This is a genomic window from Vicinamibacterales bacterium (assembly GCA_041659285.1).
GTDB lineage: Bacteria > Acidobacteriota > Vicinamibacteria > Vicinamibacterales > UBA2999 > 12-FULL-67-14b.
The window spans coordinates 17,313-36,199 of the sequence record JBAZYO010000005.1; the positions used below are offsets into that span (position 1 = coordinate 17,313).

The 18,887-nt window shown below is 65.0% G+C and carries 12 protein-coding genes; 5 read left to right on the top strand and 7 right to left on the bottom strand.

All coding sequences use genetic code 11. The features are described 5' to 3' along the window. Positions 1–6: 6 nt before the first annotated feature. Both WC815_09180 and serS read right to left on the bottom strand, forming a co-directional pair. Positions 7–2,169 (bottom strand): PQQ-binding-like beta-propeller repeat protein, encoded by a 2,163-nt coding sequence (locus WC815_09180; GenBank protein MFA5908933.1) that lies wholly within the window; start codon positions 2,167–2,169, stop codon positions 7–9. Between the two features lie 117 nt (positions 2,170–2,286). After that, positions 2,287–3,579: a serine--tRNA ligase gene (gene serS, locus WC815_09185; GenBank protein ID MFA5908934.1), complete on the bottom strand. Its 1,293-nt coding sequence runs from the start codon at positions 3,577–3,579 to the stop codon at positions 2,287–2,289. Between the two features lie 58 nt (positions 3,580–3,637). Between serS and galU the strand changes: the two genes are divergently transcribed. Continuing rightward, positions 3,638–4,528, top strand: coding sequence for a UTP--glucose-1-phosphate uridylyltransferase GalU (gene galU, locus WC815_09190; protein ID MFA5908935.1), 891 nt, complete (start codon positions 3,638–3,640; stop codon positions 4,526–4,528). A 10-nt stretch (positions 4,529–4,538) separates the two neighbouring features. Here galU and WC815_09195 read toward each other — a convergent pair whose 3' ends face one another. Together WC815_09195 and WC815_09200 are read right to left on the bottom strand one after the other, a co-directional pair. After that, on the bottom strand, positions 4,539–4,874 hold the full coding sequence (locus tag WC815_09195; protein ID MFA5908936.1) for an FmdB family zinc ribbon protein: 336 nt from the start codon (positions 4,872–4,874) through the stop codon (positions 4,539–4,541). Positions 4,875–4,878: 4 nt separating this feature from the next. After that, positions 4,879–6,537 carry a DUF885 domain-containing protein gene (locus WC815_09200; GenBank protein ID MFA5908937.1) on the bottom strand — a complete coding sequence of 553 codons (1,659 nt, stop codon included), beginning with the start codon at positions 6,535–6,537 and terminating at the stop codon, positions 4,879–4,881. On the opposite strand from WC815_09200, the gene rsmI reads away from it, so the two are divergent. The 4 genes from rsmI to WC815_09220 are packed head-to-tail and all read left to right on the top strand — an operon-like array spanning position 6,536 to position 13,041. Then, complete coding sequence (rsmI, locus tag WC815_09205) at positions 6,536–7,507, top strand: 16S rRNA (cytidine(1402)-2'-O)-methyltransferase (protein ID MFA5908938.1); 972 nt, start codon at positions 6,536–6,538, stop codon at positions 7,505–7,507. The genes WC815_09200 and rsmI overlap by 2 nt on opposite strands. Then, positions 7,500–8,885 (top strand): bifunctional UDP-N-acetylglucosamine diphosphorylase/glucosamine-1-phosphate N-acetyltransferase GlmU, encoded by a 1,386-nt coding sequence (gene glmU / locus WC815_09210; protein ID MFA5908939.1) that lies wholly within the window; start codon positions 7,500–7,502, stop codon positions 8,883–8,885. The genes rsmI and glmU overlap by 8 nt, the downstream gene beginning before the upstream one ends. A gap of 5 nt (positions 8,886–8,890) precedes the next feature. After that, a complete protein-coding gene (gene glmS, locus WC815_09215; protein MFA5908940.1) occupies positions 8,891–10,735 on the top strand; it encodes a glutamine--fructose-6-phosphate transaminase (isomerizing) in 1,845 nt (614 codons plus the stop codon). A gap of 5 nt (positions 10,736–10,740) precedes the next feature. Next, positions 10,741–13,041 (top strand): UvrD-helicase domain-containing protein, encoded by a 2,301-nt coding sequence (locus WC815_09220; protein MFA5908941.1) that lies wholly within the window; start codon positions 10,741–10,743, stop codon positions 13,039–13,041. Here WC815_09220 and WC815_09225 read toward each other — a convergent pair. From WC815_09225 to gyrB, 3 genes are read right to left on the bottom strand one after another with little or no spacing between them, the layout of a single operon-like run. After that, the gene (locus tag WC815_09225; GenBank protein MFA5908942.1) at positions 13,038–13,736 is read right to left on the bottom strand and encodes a hypothetical protein; all 699 of its coding nucleotides are present in this window, start codon (positions 13,734–13,736) and stop codon (positions 13,038–13,040) included. The genes WC815_09220 and WC815_09225 overlap by 4 nt on opposite strands. Continuing rightward, positions 13,733–16,270: a DNA gyrase subunit A gene (gyrA, locus tag WC815_09230; protein MFA5908943.1), complete on the bottom strand. Its 2,538-nt coding sequence runs from the start codon at positions 16,268–16,270 to the stop codon at positions 13,733–13,735. The genes WC815_09225 and gyrA overlap by 4 nt, the downstream gene beginning before the upstream one ends. A gap of 6 nt (positions 16,271–16,276) precedes the next feature. Next, positions 16,277–18,871: a DNA topoisomerase (ATP-hydrolyzing) subunit B gene (gyrB, locus tag WC815_09235; GenBank protein MFA5908944.1), complete on the bottom strand. Its 2,595-nt coding sequence runs from the start codon at positions 18,869–18,871 to the stop codon at positions 16,277–16,279. Positions 18,872–18,887: the final 16 nt, after the last annotated feature.

Below are 18,887 nucleotides of genomic sequence, written 5' to 3' on the forward strand. Positions count from 1 at the left end.
TCATGGCTACCGCTCCGTCGTCTTCTTGAGCTCGCTCTGCGGCAGTGCGAACGCGATGTACTCGCTCGAGTAGATGCCGCCGCCGATCGCCACGATGATGTACTGGCGCCCGTCGACCATGTAGGTCATCGGGTTCCCGCTCTGCTGCGCCGGCATCCACACCGCGCCGACTTCTTTGCCCGTCTGCTGGTCGTACGCGTGCAGCATCGCGCCACGCGGCCGATCCGGCGAGGCCGTCACCTGCGGGTCGCCGGCGATGACCAGCGACTTGGTGAGCACCACCCCGACAATGCCGGTCTGGCCGGTCTTGGGGATGGTCATGCCCTTGAGCAGCGGGCTGTTGCGCACGGCGTCGGGTGTGTCGCCATGCGGCACCTGCCACTTGAGCGTGCCGCTGTTCATGTCGAGCGCCGTGATCACGCCGTACGGCGGCTTGACGATCGGCAGCCCGCCAAGACCCGTGCTCATGGGGTTGGCGCCGCCGCCGCCACCGCCACCGCCGCCGGCCTGGGCCGGCGCGCGATATCCACTGGTCGAGGGCGCCTCGAAGCCGGGCTGGGCAAAGCCCGCCGCTTCCCAAATCGCAATGTGATCGGGATTGGTCTCGGGCTTGATCTTCTCGTGGTACTCGGGCCCGAGGCTCCCCGTGCCGATGGATGAATTGTTGGCTTGCGTGTAGAAGACGCCGGTCTCAGGGTTGAACGAGGAACCCGGCCAGTTGACGCCGCCCATCGTGTTGCCGACCTGGACACTGCCGAACACCTTGTCATTCGGAACCACGTATGGAGCAAACGGTGCCTGCTCCCACCGGAACTTCTTCAGGTTCAACAGCGCCTGGGCGCGCAACTCCGGAGTGAAATCGATCACGTCGTCGGTCGCCAGGTAGTTGCGTGAGTAGACCGGGGGCTTGGACGGGAAGGGCTGAGTCGCCGAGGTCTTCTCGCCGGGCACGTCGGACTGCGCCACTGCCTTCTCCGGCATCGGCCAGATCGGCTCGCCCGTGATGCGGTCGAACGCGTAGAGCCAGCCCTGCTTGCTCGGCTGTCCCACGATCTTGCGGGCCTTGCCGTCAATGGTGACGTTCATCAGCAGCGGCGCGCCGGTCAGGTCGTAGTCCCAGAGCGGATGGTGCGTGATCTGGAAGTGCCATTTCTTCTTGCCGGTCTTCACGTCCACGGCCACCAGGCTCTCGGCATACAGGTTGTTGCCGGGACGGTTGCCGCCGTAGGCGTCGATCGTCGGCGACTCGACGGGCAAGTACAACAGGCCCGCTTCCGCATCCGCCGACATCTCTGTCCACACACCGGTGTTGCCGGTCCAGTGCCACGAGCCGTTCTCCCACGTCTCATGACCGGGCTCGCCCGGGCCCGGCATGGTGTCGAACCGCCACAGTTGCTTGCCGGTCCGCGCGTCATAGGCGCGCACGAGGCCCTTGGAATTGTTCGAGAACTCGTAGCGCAACCCTTCGGCCATCGCCGACTGCACGACGATGATGTCGCCGACCACGAGGGGCGTCGAGTTGGTGCCGATTTCGCCCTCGACGAGGGGGATCTGCACCTGCTGCCACTTGCCGTTGACCTTCTTGCCGTAGAGGACGCCTTCCTTCAGATCAACCACGCCGCCTTTGCCGAAGCCCGGAATCGGCTGGCCGGTCCGCGCGTTCAACTGCACCAGGCGATACCCGATGGTGACGTAGATGATCCGTTCGTCGCCCTTGCCGTCGGTCCAGTACGACAGGCCGCGGCCCGAGAGCACTCGGGGCGCCATTTCCGCGCGCCGGCCTTCGTCCATGCTGTACACCCACTTCTGCTCGCCGGTCTTCGCGTTGAGCGCAACCACCGATCGACGCGTGCCGCCGGTCATGTAAAGGGTGCCCTTCACCATGAGCGGCGTGCCTTCCAGCTTGTATTCGAGGCGCGGGCCCAGGTTGTCGGTCTTGAACCGGAAGGCAACCTCGAGCTGGTTGAAGTTGGAGGCGTTGATCTGGTCGAAGGGCATGTAGCGGCTGCCCGTGATGTCGCTGTTGTAGCTCGCCCACTCGCCGTTCGACTTGCTGGGAAAACCAGGGGCGGGGGTCTGTCCGAGTAACCCGGGCGTGAGCCCGGCGAGAACAAAGACGGCAACGAGTAATGCCAGGCTACGCGCGATGTGGGTGACGGTCCGCGGCATATTGCGACTCCTTTGGAGAGGACTCTCCTCCGGAGTGCAACGATCGCGCCAGTGACGAGGCCGCGTTTTACGGCCCTTTTTCGGATTGAGCGGGAAAAAGCGGGGACTATTCCCCGCTCACCCCTGCTTTGCCTCGATCACTTCGCGCCCGCCCATGAAGGGCTTGAGCGCCTCGGGAATCCGCACGCTGCCATCCGCCTGCTGGTAATTCTCGAGCACGGCAATCAGCGTGCGCCCCACCGCGAGGCCCGACCCGTTCAGCGTGTGCACGTGCTCCGCCTTGCCGGTGCCGCCCAATCGGAACTTGATGTTGGCGCGGCGGGCCTGGAAGCCCTCGCAGTTCGAGCACGACGAGATCTCGCGGTAGGTCTTCTGGCTCGGCAGCCACACTTCGATGTCGTAGGTCTTCGCCGACGAGAAGCCCATGTCGCCGGTGCACAGCGCCACCGTGCGGTACGGCAGCCCGAGCAGCTGCAGCACGCGCTCGGCGTTCGCCGTCAGGCTTTCGAGCTCGTCGTACGAGGTGTCAGGCGACGCGAACTTGACCAGCTCCACCTTGTCGAACTGGTGCTGGCGAATCAGGCCGCGCACGTCGGCGCCGTACGATCCGGCTTCGCTGCGGAAGCACGGCGTGTAGGCGGTGTACTTCAGCGGCAGCAGCCGGCCGTCGATGATCTCGCCGCGATAGAGGTTGGTGACCGGCACTTCGGCGGTGGGAATGAGGTAGAGGTCCCATTCGCCGGCGATCTTGAAGAGGTCCGGTTCGAACTTCGGCAACTGCCCGGTGCCGTACAACGTCGCCGACGACACCAGGAACGGCGGCAGCACCTCGGTGTAGCCGTGCTCCGTGGTGTGCAGGGTCAGCATGAAGTTGATCAACGCGCGCTCGAGCTGCGCGCCGGCGCCCATCAGGATGGCGAACCGCGATCCGGAGATCTTGGTCGCGCGCTCGAAATCGATGATGCCCAGCTGCGGGCCGAGGTCCCAGTGCGCCTTCGGCTCGAAGTCGAACCGCTTCGGATCACCCCACGTCCTGACCACCACGTTGTCGGCGGCGCTCTTCCCCACCGGCACGCTGGCGTGCGGCAGGTTCGGCAGCGTCTCGAGAATCAGCGTGCGCTGGCGCTCGGCCGCGTCGAGCTCCACTTCCATCATCTTGATCTTCTGGCTGCGCAGCTTGCTCGCCTCGTAGAGGTGCTGCACTTCCTCGCCCTGGCGCTTGGCCCGCGCCACCTGGTCGCCCGACGCGTTCTGCTCACGCTTGAGCCCCTCGATGGCCGGAATCAGGCGGCGGCGCTGCGTCTCGAACGTCGCCAATTGCTGCAGTTCCGCCTTGGCGTCGAGCCCGCGGTTGCCGAGGCCTTGCTGCACCGCTTCGATGTTGTCGCGCACGTAGATGGGGTCAAGCATGGTGTGGGTATCCAGGAGGGCGGCACTTTAGCGCCGCCAGTGAACTATTCTAATGGCTATGAGCGCTGCTGTTCGCAAGGTCGTGTTCCCCGCCGCGGGCCTCGGAACGCGATTTCTCCCAGCCACCAAGGCGCAGCCCAAGGAAATGCTGCCCCTGGTGGACAAACCGACCATTCAATACGGCGTCGAAGAAGCCGTGTTGTCGGGCGTGCCGAACATCATCCTGGTCACCGGCCGGGGCAAGAACGCCATCGAGGATCACTTCGATGTCTCGAAGGAGCTCGAGTCGTTTCTCGAAAGCCGCGGCAAGCGCGACCTGGCCGAGGAAATCCGCAAGATCACCAACCTGATCAACGTCTCGTACGTGCGCCAGGGCGAGCCGCTCGGCCTCGGCCACGCCGTGCTCGTCACCGAGACCATCATCGGCAACGAGCCCTTCGCCGTGATCCTCGCCGATGACGTGATTGACGCGACGCCGCCGGCGCTGGCGCAGATGATCGCGGTGTTCGAGCGCGCGGGCGGACCGGTGCTTGCCGTCGAACGGGTGCCGATGGATCAGGTGTCGAGCTACGGCGTGATCGCCGGCGTGCCGGCGCCGGAATTCGGCAAGGGCGTCTACCGCGTTACCGACCTGGTCGAGAAGCCGGCCCGCGAAGACGCGCCGTCGGACCTCGCCATCATCGGGCGCTACATCCTCACGCCCGACATCTTCGCCGCCCTCCACGACACCGCCAAGGACAAGTCAGGCGAGATTCAGCTGACCAACGGCCTGCGCAAGCTCCTGCAGACGCGGCCGATCTATGCCTATGAAGTGGATGGCGTCCGCCACGACACCGGGAACAAGCTGGGTTTCCTGAAGGCGACGGTCTACTTCGCGATGAAGCGGCCCGAGCTCGCCGGCCCCTTCCTGGAGTATTTGAAAGAGGTCACCAGAAGGGCGGAACTTTAGTTCCGCCAAATCAATCGGCAGGTTTTGCGGCCGGCTTCGTCTCGGTCTTGGTTTCGGCCTTGGTCTCGGTCTTGGTTTCCGAGGTTTTGGTCTCAGCCGTCGTTCCGCTCGAACCCGACGATTCCTTGGCGGCCTTCGCTGTCTCCGTGCCGATGTCGCTCTTGCCGCCGCGACCGTAGTCGGTCAGGTAGAACCCCGACCCCTTGAACTGGATCGCCGGCGACGAGAACAGCTTGGTCACCGCCGCGCCGCACTTCGGGCAGATGTCGATCGGCGCGTCCGAGTACTTCTGGATCACTTCAAAGCGGTGCGCGCAGGCGTTGCATTCGTATTCGTACAATGGCATGTCGTTACTCCAGCACCACGTCGGACGATCCATCAAGCATGAGGCGCCTCAGCGCCCAGAACGGCGCCGAGCCCTGGGACAGGAGCGCGTCGTGGAACGCGCGCAGCGAGGGCTTGCCGCCTTGCTGCTCGTACCAGTCGCGGCGTAGCTTCAACAACATCATCTTCCCTGCCGAGTAGACAAGATACGTCGGATCGAAGGTGCCGCGCTCGGCTTCGCGCCGGGCGTTGGCCTCTTCCAGGAACGCCTCGTCGCGGAAAAACCGCACGCCCTGCTCCACCGACCAGTCCTCGGTGTGCAGGCGGATGCCGACGATGAAGCGGGCGAGGCGAACGAGGGCCTCCGCCAGCTGGCCGAGCTTGAGCGAGTGGTCACCGCGGCCGAAGCCGGCCTCGAGCATCATCTGCTCGCAGTAGTGCGCCCAGCCCTCCATGTACGACGCCGGCGCGAACATCGTCGAACGGCGGACCTTCGACTCGACGCGGCGGAGGTGCTGGTAGTGCAGGAAGTGGCCAGGGTAGACCTCGTGGATCGAGATGGTCCAGAGCGTGGGCGTGTTCAGGTCGCGCAGGTGCTCGAGCTTCCGCTCCGGTTCCCACTTCGGGTCGACGTCGGTCAGGTAGTAGAGCGCCCGCGATGGCTTGGATTCGTACGGGCCCGGCGTCCACATGCTGGCCCCCGACCACCGGAAGAATTCTGGCGTGGGCGCCACCGTGATTCCGGCGCCGTCGGGAATGCCCACCACCGGGTTCCGCGAGAGAAACGTGTGGAGCTCGTCAACCTGGGCGCGCGCGGTGGAGATGAGCTCGCCCGCCGCGGGATGTTGCTGCTTCGCCTTGCGCCACGCCTCGATCGGATCGCCGCCGTTGAGGCGTCCGGCCAGTTGCCGGAATTCTTCCTGGGTGGCGACTAATTCGCGGGTCGCGATGGCGAGGAGGCGATCGACCGGAAGCGTGATGCCTTCCTCGAGCCGGAGCTTCTGCTCGAACTTGTCGCGGCCCAGGCGGAACGAGCCCTTGGCCTTGGGCCGGATCTCGGTCTCGAGGTCGTTGGCGTAGGCGCCAATGGTCTGCACCGCCTCGGTGCACGCGTCAGCGAGGTCGCCGAGCAGGTGCATGTCGTCCACGTTCGAGAAGGCGCGGGGCAGATCGGTGTCGATGAACGACATCGCGCCGCGCCAGGTGTCGATGCCCACCTTCACGAAAATGGCGGGCGGATCCTTGATGTTGTCGCGCGCCGCCTGCACCAGGCGCGGGACCTGGCGGAGCTTCGACAGCACGCGGCGGGCCCGGTCGGTTTCGGGCGCATAGTTGAAGATCGCCTGCGCGGCGAGGCTCGACGCGAGCGTGTCGGCGTAGACGTGCGGGTTGCGTTCCCACGACCGCGTCGCCTCCAGCTCGAACTGCCGGGCGCGGATGTTGGCGCCTACAATCTGGTGCTCGACCTGTTCCCGAAGCGGCAAGGCCGCGTGCGGGATGGCGTCCAGCCGCCGGGCGAACCCGGACAGGGCGCTGGTGTGGGAGTCGATGGCCGTACGCCGGTAGTCCTCGATCAGGTCGTCATGGACGTGAACACCGTCCATGGTCGCCCCTGTCGGGTGGACCTCATAGAGATAGGCAAGATAGTCGTCGACGAAGTGGGGTAGTGGTTCAGCGGCGTGCATGAATGACAACGGCCGCGATCACGGGAAAGCGGCCATCTCGCAATGGTACAATAAAATGCGGCTGATGAAGGGCCCTGTCCTGAGCGAGCGGCACGACGCGTCAGGGTCGCGCCGCGAGTCGAAGGGCACGCTGTACGTCGTCGCCACGCCCATCGGCCACCTCGAAGACATCACGCTTCGCGCCCTCCGCATTCTCAAAACTGTTCAGCTGGTCGCCGCCGAAGACACGCGGAGGACCGGAAACCTGCTCCGGCACTATCAGATAGAGACGCCCGTCCTCAGCGTCCACGAACACAACGAGCTGGCCCGGGTCGCCAGGTTGGTGGACCGGCTGGCGGCCGGAGACTCCATCGCATTGGTCACGGATGCCGGCACGCCGGGCGTTTCTGACCCTGGTGCGACTCTGGTCGCCGCAGTCAGGGCGGCCGGCTTCAGGGTGGAGCCCATTCCAGGTCCGAGCGCGGTCGTGGCGGCCATATCAGCGGCAGGTATAAAGTCGGAAGGCTTTTGTTTTCATGGGTTTGCTCCAATTAAGGCAAAAGACAGAAAATTGTGGTTCCTGGCCCTGGTTGAGGCCAGTCGACACCGGGCCGTGGTCTTCTTCGAGGCCCCTCACCGGGTGCAGAAGACCCTCGAGGAGCTTAGTTTATTGGTCACACGACCAATAATGGTCGCCCGGGAACTGACGAAGATTCACGAGGAGTGCGTATTCGGCACGCCGGCCGAGCTTCTGGCGCGCTTCTCCTCGCCCCAAGGCGAGTTCACCCTCGTCATTCCCCCTGGATTGCGGGCCGACGACGCACCAATTGCGGCTACGGATGACGACATCGCTGAATTATTTGGTCAATTGACAGAAAATGGAGCGGGCGCCACCAAACGCGATACCGCCAGACTGGTGGCGGAACGCCTGGGCCTCACTACAAAGGTCGTCTACGACGCCCTGGAACGGGTCAAGATTACTCGTGGCTGACATTCACGTCGTCGTGCTCGCCGCCGGCAAGGGCACGCGGATGAAGTCGCAGGTGCCCAAGGTCCTGCACCACATCTCCGGCTTCACCCTGATCGAGCGCGTCCTGCGGGCCGCGGATGCGCTGGCGCCGGCGAGCATCACCCTGGTGGTCGGCCACGGCGCGAATGAAGTCAGGGCGTTGTTGGGATCCGGCCGGAACCTTCAGTTTGTTGTTCAGGAGAAACAGCTCGGAACCGGCCACGCGCTCCTGCAGACCCGCCCGTTGCTGGAAGGGAAGTCCGGCGTGGTCGTGCTCCTGTCCGGCGACGTGCCGTTGCTGACCCGCAACACCCTGAAGTCGCTGATCGACACGCACGTGCAGTCGGAGGCCGCCGCCACGGTGGTCACCGCCGAGATGCCCCGGCCGTTCGGCTACGGCCGCATCATCCGCACCAACGGCCGCATCACCCGCATCGTCGAGGAACGTGACGCGTCACCGGCGCAGAGAAAAGTCACCGAGATCAACTCGGGCATCTACGCCTTCGACCTGGAACCGTTGTTCGCCGCGCTCGATTCGATCGGCACCTCGAACAACCAGGGCGAGTACTACCTGCCCGATCTCGTCGCCATTTTCCGGAAGCAGAAGCGCACCGTTGCCACCTGGACGGTCGAGCGCGCAGAAGAGATTCGCGGCATCAACAGCCGCACAGAACTTGCAGAGGTCAGTGCCATGGTTCGCCAGCAGAAGAACGAAGAGTTGATGGCCGCGGGCGTCACGCTCATCGACCCCGCCACCACCTATGTGGACAGCGACGTGGTCGTGGGGGCCGACACGGTCATCCATCCGTGCGTCTTTCTCGAGGGGTCCACGGAGATCGGCGCCGCCTGTGAAATCCACTCCGGGTCGCGCATCGTCAACTCCACGCTCGGCGACCGGGTGTGTGTGCGAAACCACACTGTGGTCACGGATTCCACAATTGACGCGGGCGCCTTTCTCGGTCCGTTCGCCCACATCCGGCCGGGATCGCAGGTGGGCGAGGACGCCCACATCGGCAATTTCGTCGAGCTGAAGAAGACCGCGATCGGCAAGGGCGCCAAGGCCAACCACCTGGCCTACCTGGGCGACGCCACCATCGGCGCGGCCACCAACGTCGGCGCCGGCACCATCACCTGCAACTACGACGGCGAGAAGAAACACCAGACCGTGATCGGCAACAACGTGTTCATCGGCAGCAACAGCACCCTGGTCGCGCCGATCACGCTCGCCGATGGATCGTACATTGCAGCCGGGTCCGCGGTGACGAAGGACGTGCCCGCCGGCACGCTGGCCATCGGCCGCGCGCGGCAGGAAAACAAGCCGGGTTGGGTCGTCAGGCGGAAACAGAAGGGCAGTCAGTAGCAGCTATGTGCGGCATCATTGGATACATCGGTCCCAAACCCGTCGTCCCCGTCATTCTTGACGGCCTGCGGCGGCTGGAATATCGCGGCTACGACTCCGCAGGCGTGGCGGTGGTGCACGACGGCGTGATCGACATCCGGCGCAGCGCCGGCAAGCTGATCAACCTGGAGGCCTCGATCCAGGCCAAGCCGATGGTGGGCGAGTATGGCCTGGGCCACACGCGCTGGGCCACCCACGGCCGTCCCACCGAGGAGAACGCGCATCCGCACCGCGACGGCACCGGCCGCATTGTCGTGGTCCACAACGGCATCATCGAGAACTACCTGGAGATCAAGCGCGAGCTAATCGCCGAAGGCCACAAGTTCGAGTCCGAGACCGACACCGAAGTGGTCGCGCACCTGGTCCAGAAGGAATGGCAGGGCGACGGCCTGGAGAACGCGGTGCTGCGGGCGATGAAGCGCGTGCGCGGCCTGTTCGCGCTGGTGCTGCTGTCGGCCGACGATCCCCTGAAGCTGGTGACGGTGCGCAACGGCCCGCCCATCGTCGTCGGCATTGGCGAGGGCGAGTACTTCGTGGCGTCGGACGTGCCGGCGATCCTGAGCCACACGCGCAACGTGGTCTTCATGGAAGACCGCGAGATGGCCGTGCTCACGCCGGCGGGCGTGACCTTCATGACGCTCGACGGCACGGTCGTGGAGCGCCAGCCCACCCGCGTCACGTGGGATCCGATCTCCGCGGAAAAAGCCGGCTACAAGCACTTCATGCTCAAGGAGATCTTCGAGCAGCCGCATGCCGTGCGCGACACCGTGCTCGGGCGCTGTTCCGTGGAGACCGGCCAGGTCCACCTCGCCGAGATGGCCATTTCCGACGCGGACCTGCGCGCCATCGACAAGATCACGTTGCTCGCCTGCGGCACGTCGTGGCACGCGGCGCTGGTCGGCAAGTTCATGATCGAGGAACTCGCCAAGCTGTCGGTGGAAGTGGACTACGGCTCCGAATACCGCTACCGCAACCCGATCATCAACACCACGACGCTCGCCGTCGCCATCACGCAGTCTGGCGAAACCGCCGACACGCTGGCGGCGCTGCGCGAGGCCAAGGGCAAGGGCGCCCGCAGCCTGGCGATTTGCAACGTCGTCGGCAGCATGGCCACGCGCGAGGCCGAAGGCACCATCTACACGCACGCGGGCCCCGAGATTGGCGTCGCCTCCACCAAGGCCTTCACCACGCAGCTGGTGGCGCTCTACCTGTTCGCGCTGAAGCTGGCGGAAGTCCGCGAGACCCTGACCAAGGCGGAGCGGTGCGCGCACATCCAGGCGCTGATGCAGCTGCCGCAGATTCTCGAAGACACCCTGAAGTCGGCCCGGGAGATTGAAGAGATCGCGGTCCGGTTCCACAACCGGTCGGACTTCCTCTACCTCGGCCGCGGCATCAACTATCCAATCGCGCTCGAGGGCGCGCTCAAGCTGAAAGAGATCTCCTACATCCACGCCGAAGGGTATCCGGCGGGCGAGATGAAGCACGGGCCGATCGCGCTGATCGACGAGCAGATGCCGGTAGTGGCGCTGGCCACCCACGACCACGTGTTCGAGAAGATGCAGGGCAACATCCAGGAAGCCAAGGCCAGGGGCGGCTCGATCATCGCCATCACCACGGCGGGTGACACCACGCTCCAGCAGGTGCTCAGCCCGGAGACGGACTCGCTGGTGGCAGTTCCTGCGACCAGTCCGCTGTTGATGCCGGTGGTGCTGTCGATCCCGTTGCAGCTCTTGTCGTACTACATCGCCGTGCGCCGCGGATGCGACGTCGATCAGCCGAGGAACCTCGCCAAGAGTGTCACGGTAGAATAGAGGGGTTGGATCTTCTCTCCTCGCTAAACCCTGCTCAGCAAGAAGCAGTACAACAGACGGACGGCCCGCTCCTCATCCTGGCCGGAGCGGGCTCGGGCAAGACGCGCGTGATCGCGCATCGCATTGCCTATCTCGTGTCGGAGCGGCTGGCGCACCCGGACGAGGTGATGGCCGTGACCTTCACCAACAAGGCGGCGCAGGAGATGCGCGAGCGGGTCGAGAAGCTGCTCGACACCGACTGCCGTTCGATGTGGGTGTCCACGTTCCACTCGCTGTGCGCGCGCCTGCTCAGGCGCGAGGCCCCGGCCATTGGCCTCAGCCGTGACTTCACCATCTACGACTCCGCCGACCAGCAATCGGTGATCAAGCAGTTGCTCCGTGAATACCACATGGACGATGCGACCTATCAGCCCCGCATGGTGCTGAGCCGCATCTCGGCAGCGAAGAACCGCATGGAGGGGCCGGACACCTTTGCCGGCACCTGGAACCCCCGCGATCGCGAGATCGGCAAGCTGTTCGAGGGCTACCTGAAGGCCCTGAAGGACGCGAGCGCGCTTGACTTCGACGACCTGCTGCTCAAGACCGTGGAACTGTTCGACCAGGCCCCGGCGGTTCGCGAGCGCTATGCGCGGCGGTTCAAGTACGTGATGGTGGACGAGTACCAGGACACCAACCGGCCGCAATACCTGCTGATCAAGCAGCTGGCCGGCGCCCACCGCAACCTGGCCGTGGTGGGGGACCCGGATCAGTCGATCTACAAGTGGCGCGGCGCCGACCTGCGCAACATCCTCGACTTCGAAACCGATTTTCCGGAGGCCGTGATCGTCCGTCTCGAGCAGAACTATCGCTCGACGGAAGTGATCCTGAAGGCCGCCTCCACCGTGATTGCCAACAACCGCAATCGCAAGGAAAAGGCGCTGTGGACCGACCAGAAGGGCGGCAACAAGATTCGCTACTTCCGCGGCGCCGACGAGCTGGACGAAGCGGAATACATCACCAAGGTGGCGCGGGCCGCAATTCACGAGGACGCCAATTCCCTGACCGCCGTTCTCTACCGCACCAACGCGCAGTCGAGGGCGGTGGAAGACTCGCTGCGGGCCGCGGGTATTGCCTACGTGGTGCTCGGCGGCGTCGGCTTCTACGAGCGGCGCGAAATCAAGGACGCGCTCGGCTACCTGAAGTTGATCCTCAACCCGCACGACGACATCGCCTTGCGCCGCGTCATCAACACGCCGACCCGGGGCATCGGCAAAGGCGTCATGGATGCGCTCGAGGCCGTGGACGTGTCGGAAGAAGACGCCAACCTGCCGCCGCTCTTTGCCGGCCTGGCGCCGATGGTCGCGACCAACTCCCTGTGGACCAGGCTCGTGGTGGCCGTGGAGGGCCGGCGGCTCACCCCGCGCCAGGGGGCCTCGCTGGGCGCCTTCAAGGACATGATCACCGCGCTGGCGGAAGTCGCCCGGAACGAGCCGGTCTCGATCCTGCTCGGCAAGGTGCTCGACCAGTCCGGCTACCTCCGGGACCTGCGCGACGACCGCAGCGAAGAGTCGGAAGGCCGCATCGAGAACCTGATGGAGCTGGTGTCGGCCGCGCGCGAGTACGAGTCACGCGAGCACGAACCGTCGCTCGGCGGCTTCGTCGATCGCCTCTCGCTTTTGTCCGACGTCGACAAGGAACAGGGCAAAATCGACCCGCGCGTGATGATGATGACCTTGCACTCCGCCAAGGGCCTCGAGTTCCCGACCGTCGTCCTCGCCGGATTGGAAGAGGGTCTGTTTCCGCATTCGCGCTCGCGCGAGGACGAGGCGGAAATGGAAGAGGAGCGGCGCCTCCTCTACGTCGGCATCACGCGCGCGCGAAAGCAGTTGGTGATCACCAGCGCCGCCCGGCGGCGCGTCTTCGGTGAGTATCAAAACACCGAGGCGTCTCGGTTCATCGACGAGATACCGCTGGATCTGGTCGAGCAGGACCTGCCGGCAGTGCAGTCGTCTTACTCGTCGGGTTCACGCAGTCAGTGGGGTGAGTACCGCGCCAACCCATACGGGCGTCCCCGTCAACCGGCGGCCGGCTATCGAGCGGGACGGCAGGACGATGACGCAAAGGTCCCGACGCAGAACTTCAAGTACGAGGAAGAGGACCAGTCGCCGGGGCTACGCCCAGGCGCGCGCGTGAAGCACGCGCAGTTCGGCGCCGGCACGGTGGTAAGCGTCGAGGATCTGGAGGACGACCAGAAGCTGGTCGTCCGGTTCAATACGGTGGGAACGAAGACACTCCGCGCGAAGTACGCGAAGCTCGAGCGAGCTTAGAGCCCGGAAATCTTCGTAATAATCGGGCGCCCTTCGCGGCCGTTGCCGGCGACGCGCTCGATGGTGATGGTCAGCGTCTTCTGCGCGCTGGCACCGTCTGGCGTCTTCATGGTGGCGGCCACGACCACGTCTTTCCTGATCGTCTCGCCCTCGAACGTCTTCGGGTCGAGCGCCGGCTGACCGGGCTGGGTCAGCGACGCCTCGGCCAGGCCGGTGGAGGTCTTGATCGCGGTGGCTGCCGACGCCGTCGCCCTGGCGTGAGCCGAGATGCCCTCGCGCCACTTGTTCCATTCGAGCCTGATCTTCTCCTGCGCGGGCGTCAGCTTCGCGGACGGGTTCATCTGCTCGATCTTCAGCACTTCCTCGATCACCTTGATGTTGGCGTTCTGGTATTCGATCTTGGTCTTGAGGAAGGCGTTCTCTTCCTCACTCGCCTTCACCTCAGCCTCGAACAGCGGCTTGAAGCTGAGCGGCGTGCGCTGCTCCTCGCCGATGCTGGTGATCGAGAAGTCGTCGACCGAGCCCTGCGTGCGCGGATCGATCTGCACCGCCGACATGCGGCCGACGGTGGTGTTGTCGCGGGCCTTCGCGGCCCGGAAGTACTGCGTCAGGAATTGCTGCTCGGGCGGCTTCGAGCAGCCGACCACGAGCATCGTCGCCGGGACGAGCAGGAGCGCGGCGGCCAGCTTCTTCATTCTGTTTCTCCTGGATCAGAACCCTTCGGAACCTCTTCAGCACCGTCCTGAACTTCTCCAGAACCGTTCTGAACCTCTTCAGCCTTCTCCACAAGCGCGACCGACACGATCTTGTCTTCGCCCTCAAGGTCCATGAGGCGCACGCCCTGCGTGGCGCGGCCGATGGTGCGAATCTCGTTGGCGGGCGTGCGCAGGATCTTGCCCTGTTCGGTGATCACGAGCAGCTCTTCGTTGTCGTGCACCTGCGTAATCGCCACCACGGGACCGTTCTTGTCGGTCACCTCGACGTTCTTGACGCCCAGGCCGCCGCGGTTGGTGACGCGATACTCGTCGATCAAGGTGTTCTTGGCGTAGCCCTTTTCGGTGACCGTCAGCAGCGTGCCGCCCGCCTTGGCGACCTGCATCGCGACCACTTCGTCGCCTTCGCGCAACTGGATGCCGCGAACGCCATACGCCGTGCGGCCCATGCCGCGGACGTCGCCTTCCGCGAAGCGGATGGCCTTGCCGTCCTTGGTGCCGATGAAGATCTCGCTCAGGCCGTCCGACAGCTGGACGTCGATCACGGCGTCGCCCTCGTCGATGCCCATGGCGATGATGCCGCCGGCGCGCGGGTTCGAGTAGGCCGACAGCTCGGTCTTCTTGATCGTGCCCTTGCGCGTGCCCATCACGATGAAGTGCGTGTCGTCGAACTCGCGCACCGCCAGCAGCGAGGCAATCTTCTCGCCGGCCTCCATCTGCACCAGGTTGGCCACCGACTTGCCCTTGCTGTCGGCGCCGACGTCGGGGATTTCGTGGACCTTCAGCCAATAAGCGCGGCCGCGATCCGAAAACACCAGCAGGAACGAGTGCGTCGAGGCGACGAACAGGTGATTGACCACGTCCTCGTCGCGGGTCCGCATGCCGATGCGGCCCTTGCCGCCGCGGTTCTGCGTGCGGTAGGTCGTGATCGGCGTGCGCTTGATGTAGCCGGTGTCGGTGACCGAGATCGCGACGTCTTCGTCGGCGATCAGGTCCATGATGCTCAGCTCGCTCTCGTCCTCGATCAGCTGCGTGCGGCGGGGATCGGAGAACTTCGCCTTCACCGCCCGCAGCTCGTCGAGGATGATCTTGAGCAGCAGCGGCTGGTTGGCGAGGATGTTCTTGAGCCGGGCGATCAGCTCCTTGAGTTCCGCCAGCTCGCCGAGAATCTTGTCGCGCTCGAGGCCGGTCAGGCGCTGCAGCTGCATGTCGAGGATCGCCTGCGACTGGACCTCCGACAACCCGAACTGCGTGACCAGCCCGGCCTTGGCTTCGGGCGGGTTCTTCGACGCGCGAATCAGCTTGATCACCGCGTCGAGGTGGTCGAGCGCGATCTTCAGGCCGTCGAGGATGTGCGCGCGGGCCTCGGCCTTGCGCAGCTCGAACGCGATGCGGCGGCGCACCACCTCGCGGCGGAAGTCGATGAAGTGCTCGATCACCTCGAGCAGGCTCAACACCTTCGGGCGGCCGGCGACGATGGCCAGCGTGATGATGCCGAACGACTGCTGCAGCTGGGTGTGCTTGTAGAGGTTGTTGAGCACCACCTCGCCGACTTCGCCGCGCTTCAGCTCGATCACGATGCGCATGCCGTCGCGGTCCGACTCGTCGCGCAGGTCCGAAATGCCTTCGATCGCCTTGTCGCGCACCAGTTCCGCGATCCGCTCGAGCAGCCGCGTCTTGTTCAGCTGATACGGGATCTCGTGGACGATGATCTGCTGGCGATCGCCCTTCTTGGTGGTCTCGATCTCAGTCTTGGCGCGCACCTGGATCGAGCCGCGGCCGGTCAGGTAGGCCTCGTGGATGCCGCGCTTGCCGACAATGCTGCCGCCGGTCGGGAAGTCGGGGCCGGGGATCAGCCGGATCAGTTCCTTGACCTTCTGCTCGCGGCTAAAGGTGACCTCGCCGCCCATCAGCGTGTTCTCGATGATCCAGATCACGCCGTCGATCACCTCGCCCAGGTTGTGGGGCGGGATGTTGGTGGCCATGCCCACGGCGATGCCGGTCGAGCCGTTCACCAGCAGGTTCGGATAGGTCGCCGGGAACACCGTCGGCTCGGTCGTCGTCTCGTCGAAGTTCGGGACGTAGTCGACCGTGTCCTTATCGAGGTCTTCCATCAGGCTTTCGGCAAGCGCCTCGAGCCTGGCTTCGGTGTATCGATAGGCGGCCGGCGGGTCGCCGTCAACCGAACCGAAGTTACCCTGGCCATCGACCAGGGTCTTGCGCATGTTGAAGTCCTGCGCCAGGCGGACCAGCGTGTCGTAGGCCGGCTGGTCGCCGTGCGGGTGGTAATTACCGATGACTTCGCCGATCACCTTCGCGCACTTGCGGTAAGCGCGGTTGGAGGCCAGGCCCATCTGGCTCATCGCGTAGAGCACGCGGCGATGGGCGGGCTTGAGGCCGTCGCGGACGTCTGGCAGCGCGCGCCCGATGATTACGCTCATCGCGTAATCCAGGTACGAGCGTTTCATCTCGTCTTCGATGTTGACGGGCGTGCGGTTCTGCTCGGTCTGCGGCATGCGGCGTTAAATATCCAGGTTCTTGACGTCGAGGGCGTTGTCTTCGATGAACTTGCGCCGCGGCTCGACCTGGTCGCCCATCAGCGTGGTGAACATCGAATCCGCTTCGGTGTGATCTTCGGCCCGCACCTGCAACAGCGTCCGGATCTCCGGGTTCATCGTCGTGCTCCAGAGCGTTTCGGGATTCATTTCACCGAGGCCCTTGTAGCGGTTGATGGCCACGCCCTTGCGGCCCAGCGTGATGAAGTGCTCGATGAACTCGTCGATCGACCGAATCGCCACCGGGCCGCCCTTGGCCGCGGGCGCGGGCGGCGGTGTCGCGCCGGGCGTGAGGCCAATGGCGCCGAGCGCGTCCTTCTCGTCGGCGCTCAAGCCCTCATCGGCTTCGGCCTCCTCGACGTCCTCCACCGGCTTGGCGCCGGCGGTCACGCGCGCTTCGACCGGGCCGATACGCAGGGCGCGGACCACGTTCTTGATTTCCGAATAACTGGCCGCCAGCGTGCGGTACTCGCCGGAAGTCACGAACTCGTAGCCAATCTTGTCGATGCGCGAGTAGCCGGAGGCGCGGTCGTCGATGCGCAGCGACCAGGTGTTGTGTTCCTCGTCCCGCTCCAGCGTGACGTCGCGGATCGGCGTCGTCACCTGGTCGGCCAGCCCCTGGAGGCCCGGCTGCTGTTCGAAGAACGATCGCTCGCGGACCTCGCGATCGAGCAGCGCCTCGACCAGGTCGCGGGCGTGCCCGCGGCGCTCGATCGTGGACAGCACGTTGCGGTAGGCGATGATGCCGTGCAGCAGCTTCTCGAGTTCGGCGCCGCTGTATTCGATGCCGTCGGCCGAGCGGACCAGGCGCGAATCAACCGCACGGTGGACCAGGAAGTTCTCGAGCGCGCGCTCGTCCTTGATGAACGTCTCCGACTTGCCCCGCTTGGCGCGGAACAGCGGCGGCTGGGCAATGTAGATGTGCCCGCGGTCCACCAGCATCGGCATCTGCCGGTAGAAAAACGTCAGCAGCAGCGTGCGGATGTGCGAGCCGTCGACGTCGGCGTCGGTCATGATGATGACGCGGTGGTAGCGCAGCTTGTCGATGTCGAAATCGTCGGTGCCGATGCCGCAGCCGAGCGCCGCGATCATCGTCTTGATTTCGTCGGAGCTGAGCATGCGGTCGAGCCGCGCCCGCTCCACGTTCAGGATCTTGCCCTTGATCGGCAGGATGGCCTGGAAGCGCCGGTCGCGGCCCTGCTTCGCCGAACCGCCTGCCGACTCGCCTTCGACGATGTAAATCTCGGCCTGGGCGGGGTCGCGTTCCTGGCAGTCGGCCAGCTTGCCGGGCAGCGACAGGCCGTCGAGCGCGCCCTTGCGGCGAACCAGGTCGCGCGCCTTGCGGGCCGCATCGCGCGCCCGGGCCGCGTCCACGGTCTTCTGGACAATCTTCTTGGCCAGCGCCGGGTTCTCTTCAAGAAAGGCGCCGAGCTTGTCGTTGACGATCGCCTCGACGATGCCCTTGACCTCGGTGTTGCCGAGCTTGGTCTTGGTCTGGCCCTCGAACTGCGGGTTCGGAATCTTGACGCTGATGACGGCGGTCATGCCCTCGCGGATGTCGTCTCCGCTGATGGTCGCGTCTTTCAGGTCTTTCGTCAGGTTGTTGCCGTTGGCGTAGGCGTTCACCGTGCGCGTCAGCGCCGCGCGGAAGCCCGACAGGTGCGTGCCGCCTTCGTGCGTGTTGATGTTGTTGGCGAACGAGAATTCCTGCGGGTTGTAGCCGTCGTTCCACTGCAACGCGATCTCGGCGTCGATGCCGTCGCGGTTGCCGTGCATGAACACGACCTTCTCGTTGATCACGCCCTTGTTCTTGTTCAGGTGCTCGACAAAGGAGGCGATGCCGCCGTCGTAGTGGAAGCGGTGGTTCTTGCCGCTCTCCCGCTCATCGTCGAGCGTGACGATGAGGCCGGCGTTCAGGAACGCCAGCTCGCGCAGGCGTTGCGCCAGCGTGTCGAAGCTGAACTCGGTGATCTCGAAAATCTGCACGTCCGGCTTGAACGTGACCTTGGTGCCGCGGCGCTGCGTCGTCCCGGTGACGACGAGATCGTTCATCGGCTTGCCGCGCTCGTAACTCTGCTGGTGGGTCTGGTGGTTGCGCCAGATTTCAAGCTCGAGCCGTTCCGACAGCGCGTTGACCACCGAGACGCCGACGCCGTGGAGGCCGCCGGACACCTTGTAGCTGGTGTTGTCGAACTTGCCGCCGGCGTGCAGCACCGTGAGCGCGATTTCGGCCGCGGGACGGCCGCTCTCGTGCATGTCGGTGGGAATGCCGCGGCCGTTGTCGATGACCGTGACCGAGTTGTCGAGGTGAATGGTGACGTTGACTTCGGTGCAGTAACCAGCCAGCGCTTCGTCGATCGAGTTATCGACGATTTCGTAGACGAGGTGGTGCAAGCCGGCCGGCCCCGTCGAGCCGATGTACATCGCCGGGCGCTTGCGGACCGCCTCGAGGCCTTCGAGGACCTTGATGCTTTCGGCGCCGTAGTCGGCGTGGCCGTTGCTCGCGTTGCCGTTGGCGCCGCCGAGACCGGCCTGGTTTTCTGGTTGTTCCGTTTGGGACATTTTTTGTAGGGCGCCC

Coding starts and splice junctions, on each gene's coding strand:
- WC815_09180 (MFA5908933.1), bottom strand. CDS start 2,169: ATGCCGCGGACCGTCACCCACATCGCGCGTAGCCTGGCATTACTCGTT.
- serS (MFA5908934.1), bottom strand. CDS start 3,579: ATGCTTGACCCCATCTACGTGCGCGACAACATCGAAGCGGTGCAGCAA.
- galU (MFA5908935.1), top strand. CDS start 3,638: ATGAGCGCTGCTGTTCGCAAGGTCGTGTTCCCCGCCGCGGGCCTCGGA.
- WC815_09195 (MFA5908936.1), bottom strand. CDS start 4,874: ATGCCATTGTACGAATACGAATGCAACGCCTGCGCGCACCGCTTTGAA.
- rsmI (MFA5908938.1), top strand. CDS start 6,536: ATGAATGACAACGGCCGCGATCACGGGAAAGCGGCCATCTCGCAATGG.
- WC815_09200 (MFA5908937.1), bottom strand. CDS start 6,537: ATGCACGCCGCTGAACCACTACCCCACTTCGTCGACGACTATCTTGCC.
- glmS (MFA5908940.1), top strand. CDS start 8,891: ATGTGCGGCATCATTGGATACATCGGTCCCAAACCCGTCGTCCCCGTC.
- WC815_09225 (MFA5908942.1), bottom strand. CDS start 13,736: ATGAAGAAGCTGGCCGCCGCGCTCCTGCTCGTCCCGGCGACGATGCTC.
- gyrA (MFA5908943.1), bottom strand. CDS start 16,270: ATGCCGCAGACCGAGCAGAACCGCACGCCCGTCAACATCGAAGACGAG.
- gyrB (MFA5908944.1), bottom strand. CDS start 18,871: ATGTCCCAAACGGAACAACCAGAAAACCAGGCCGGTCTCGGCGGCGCC.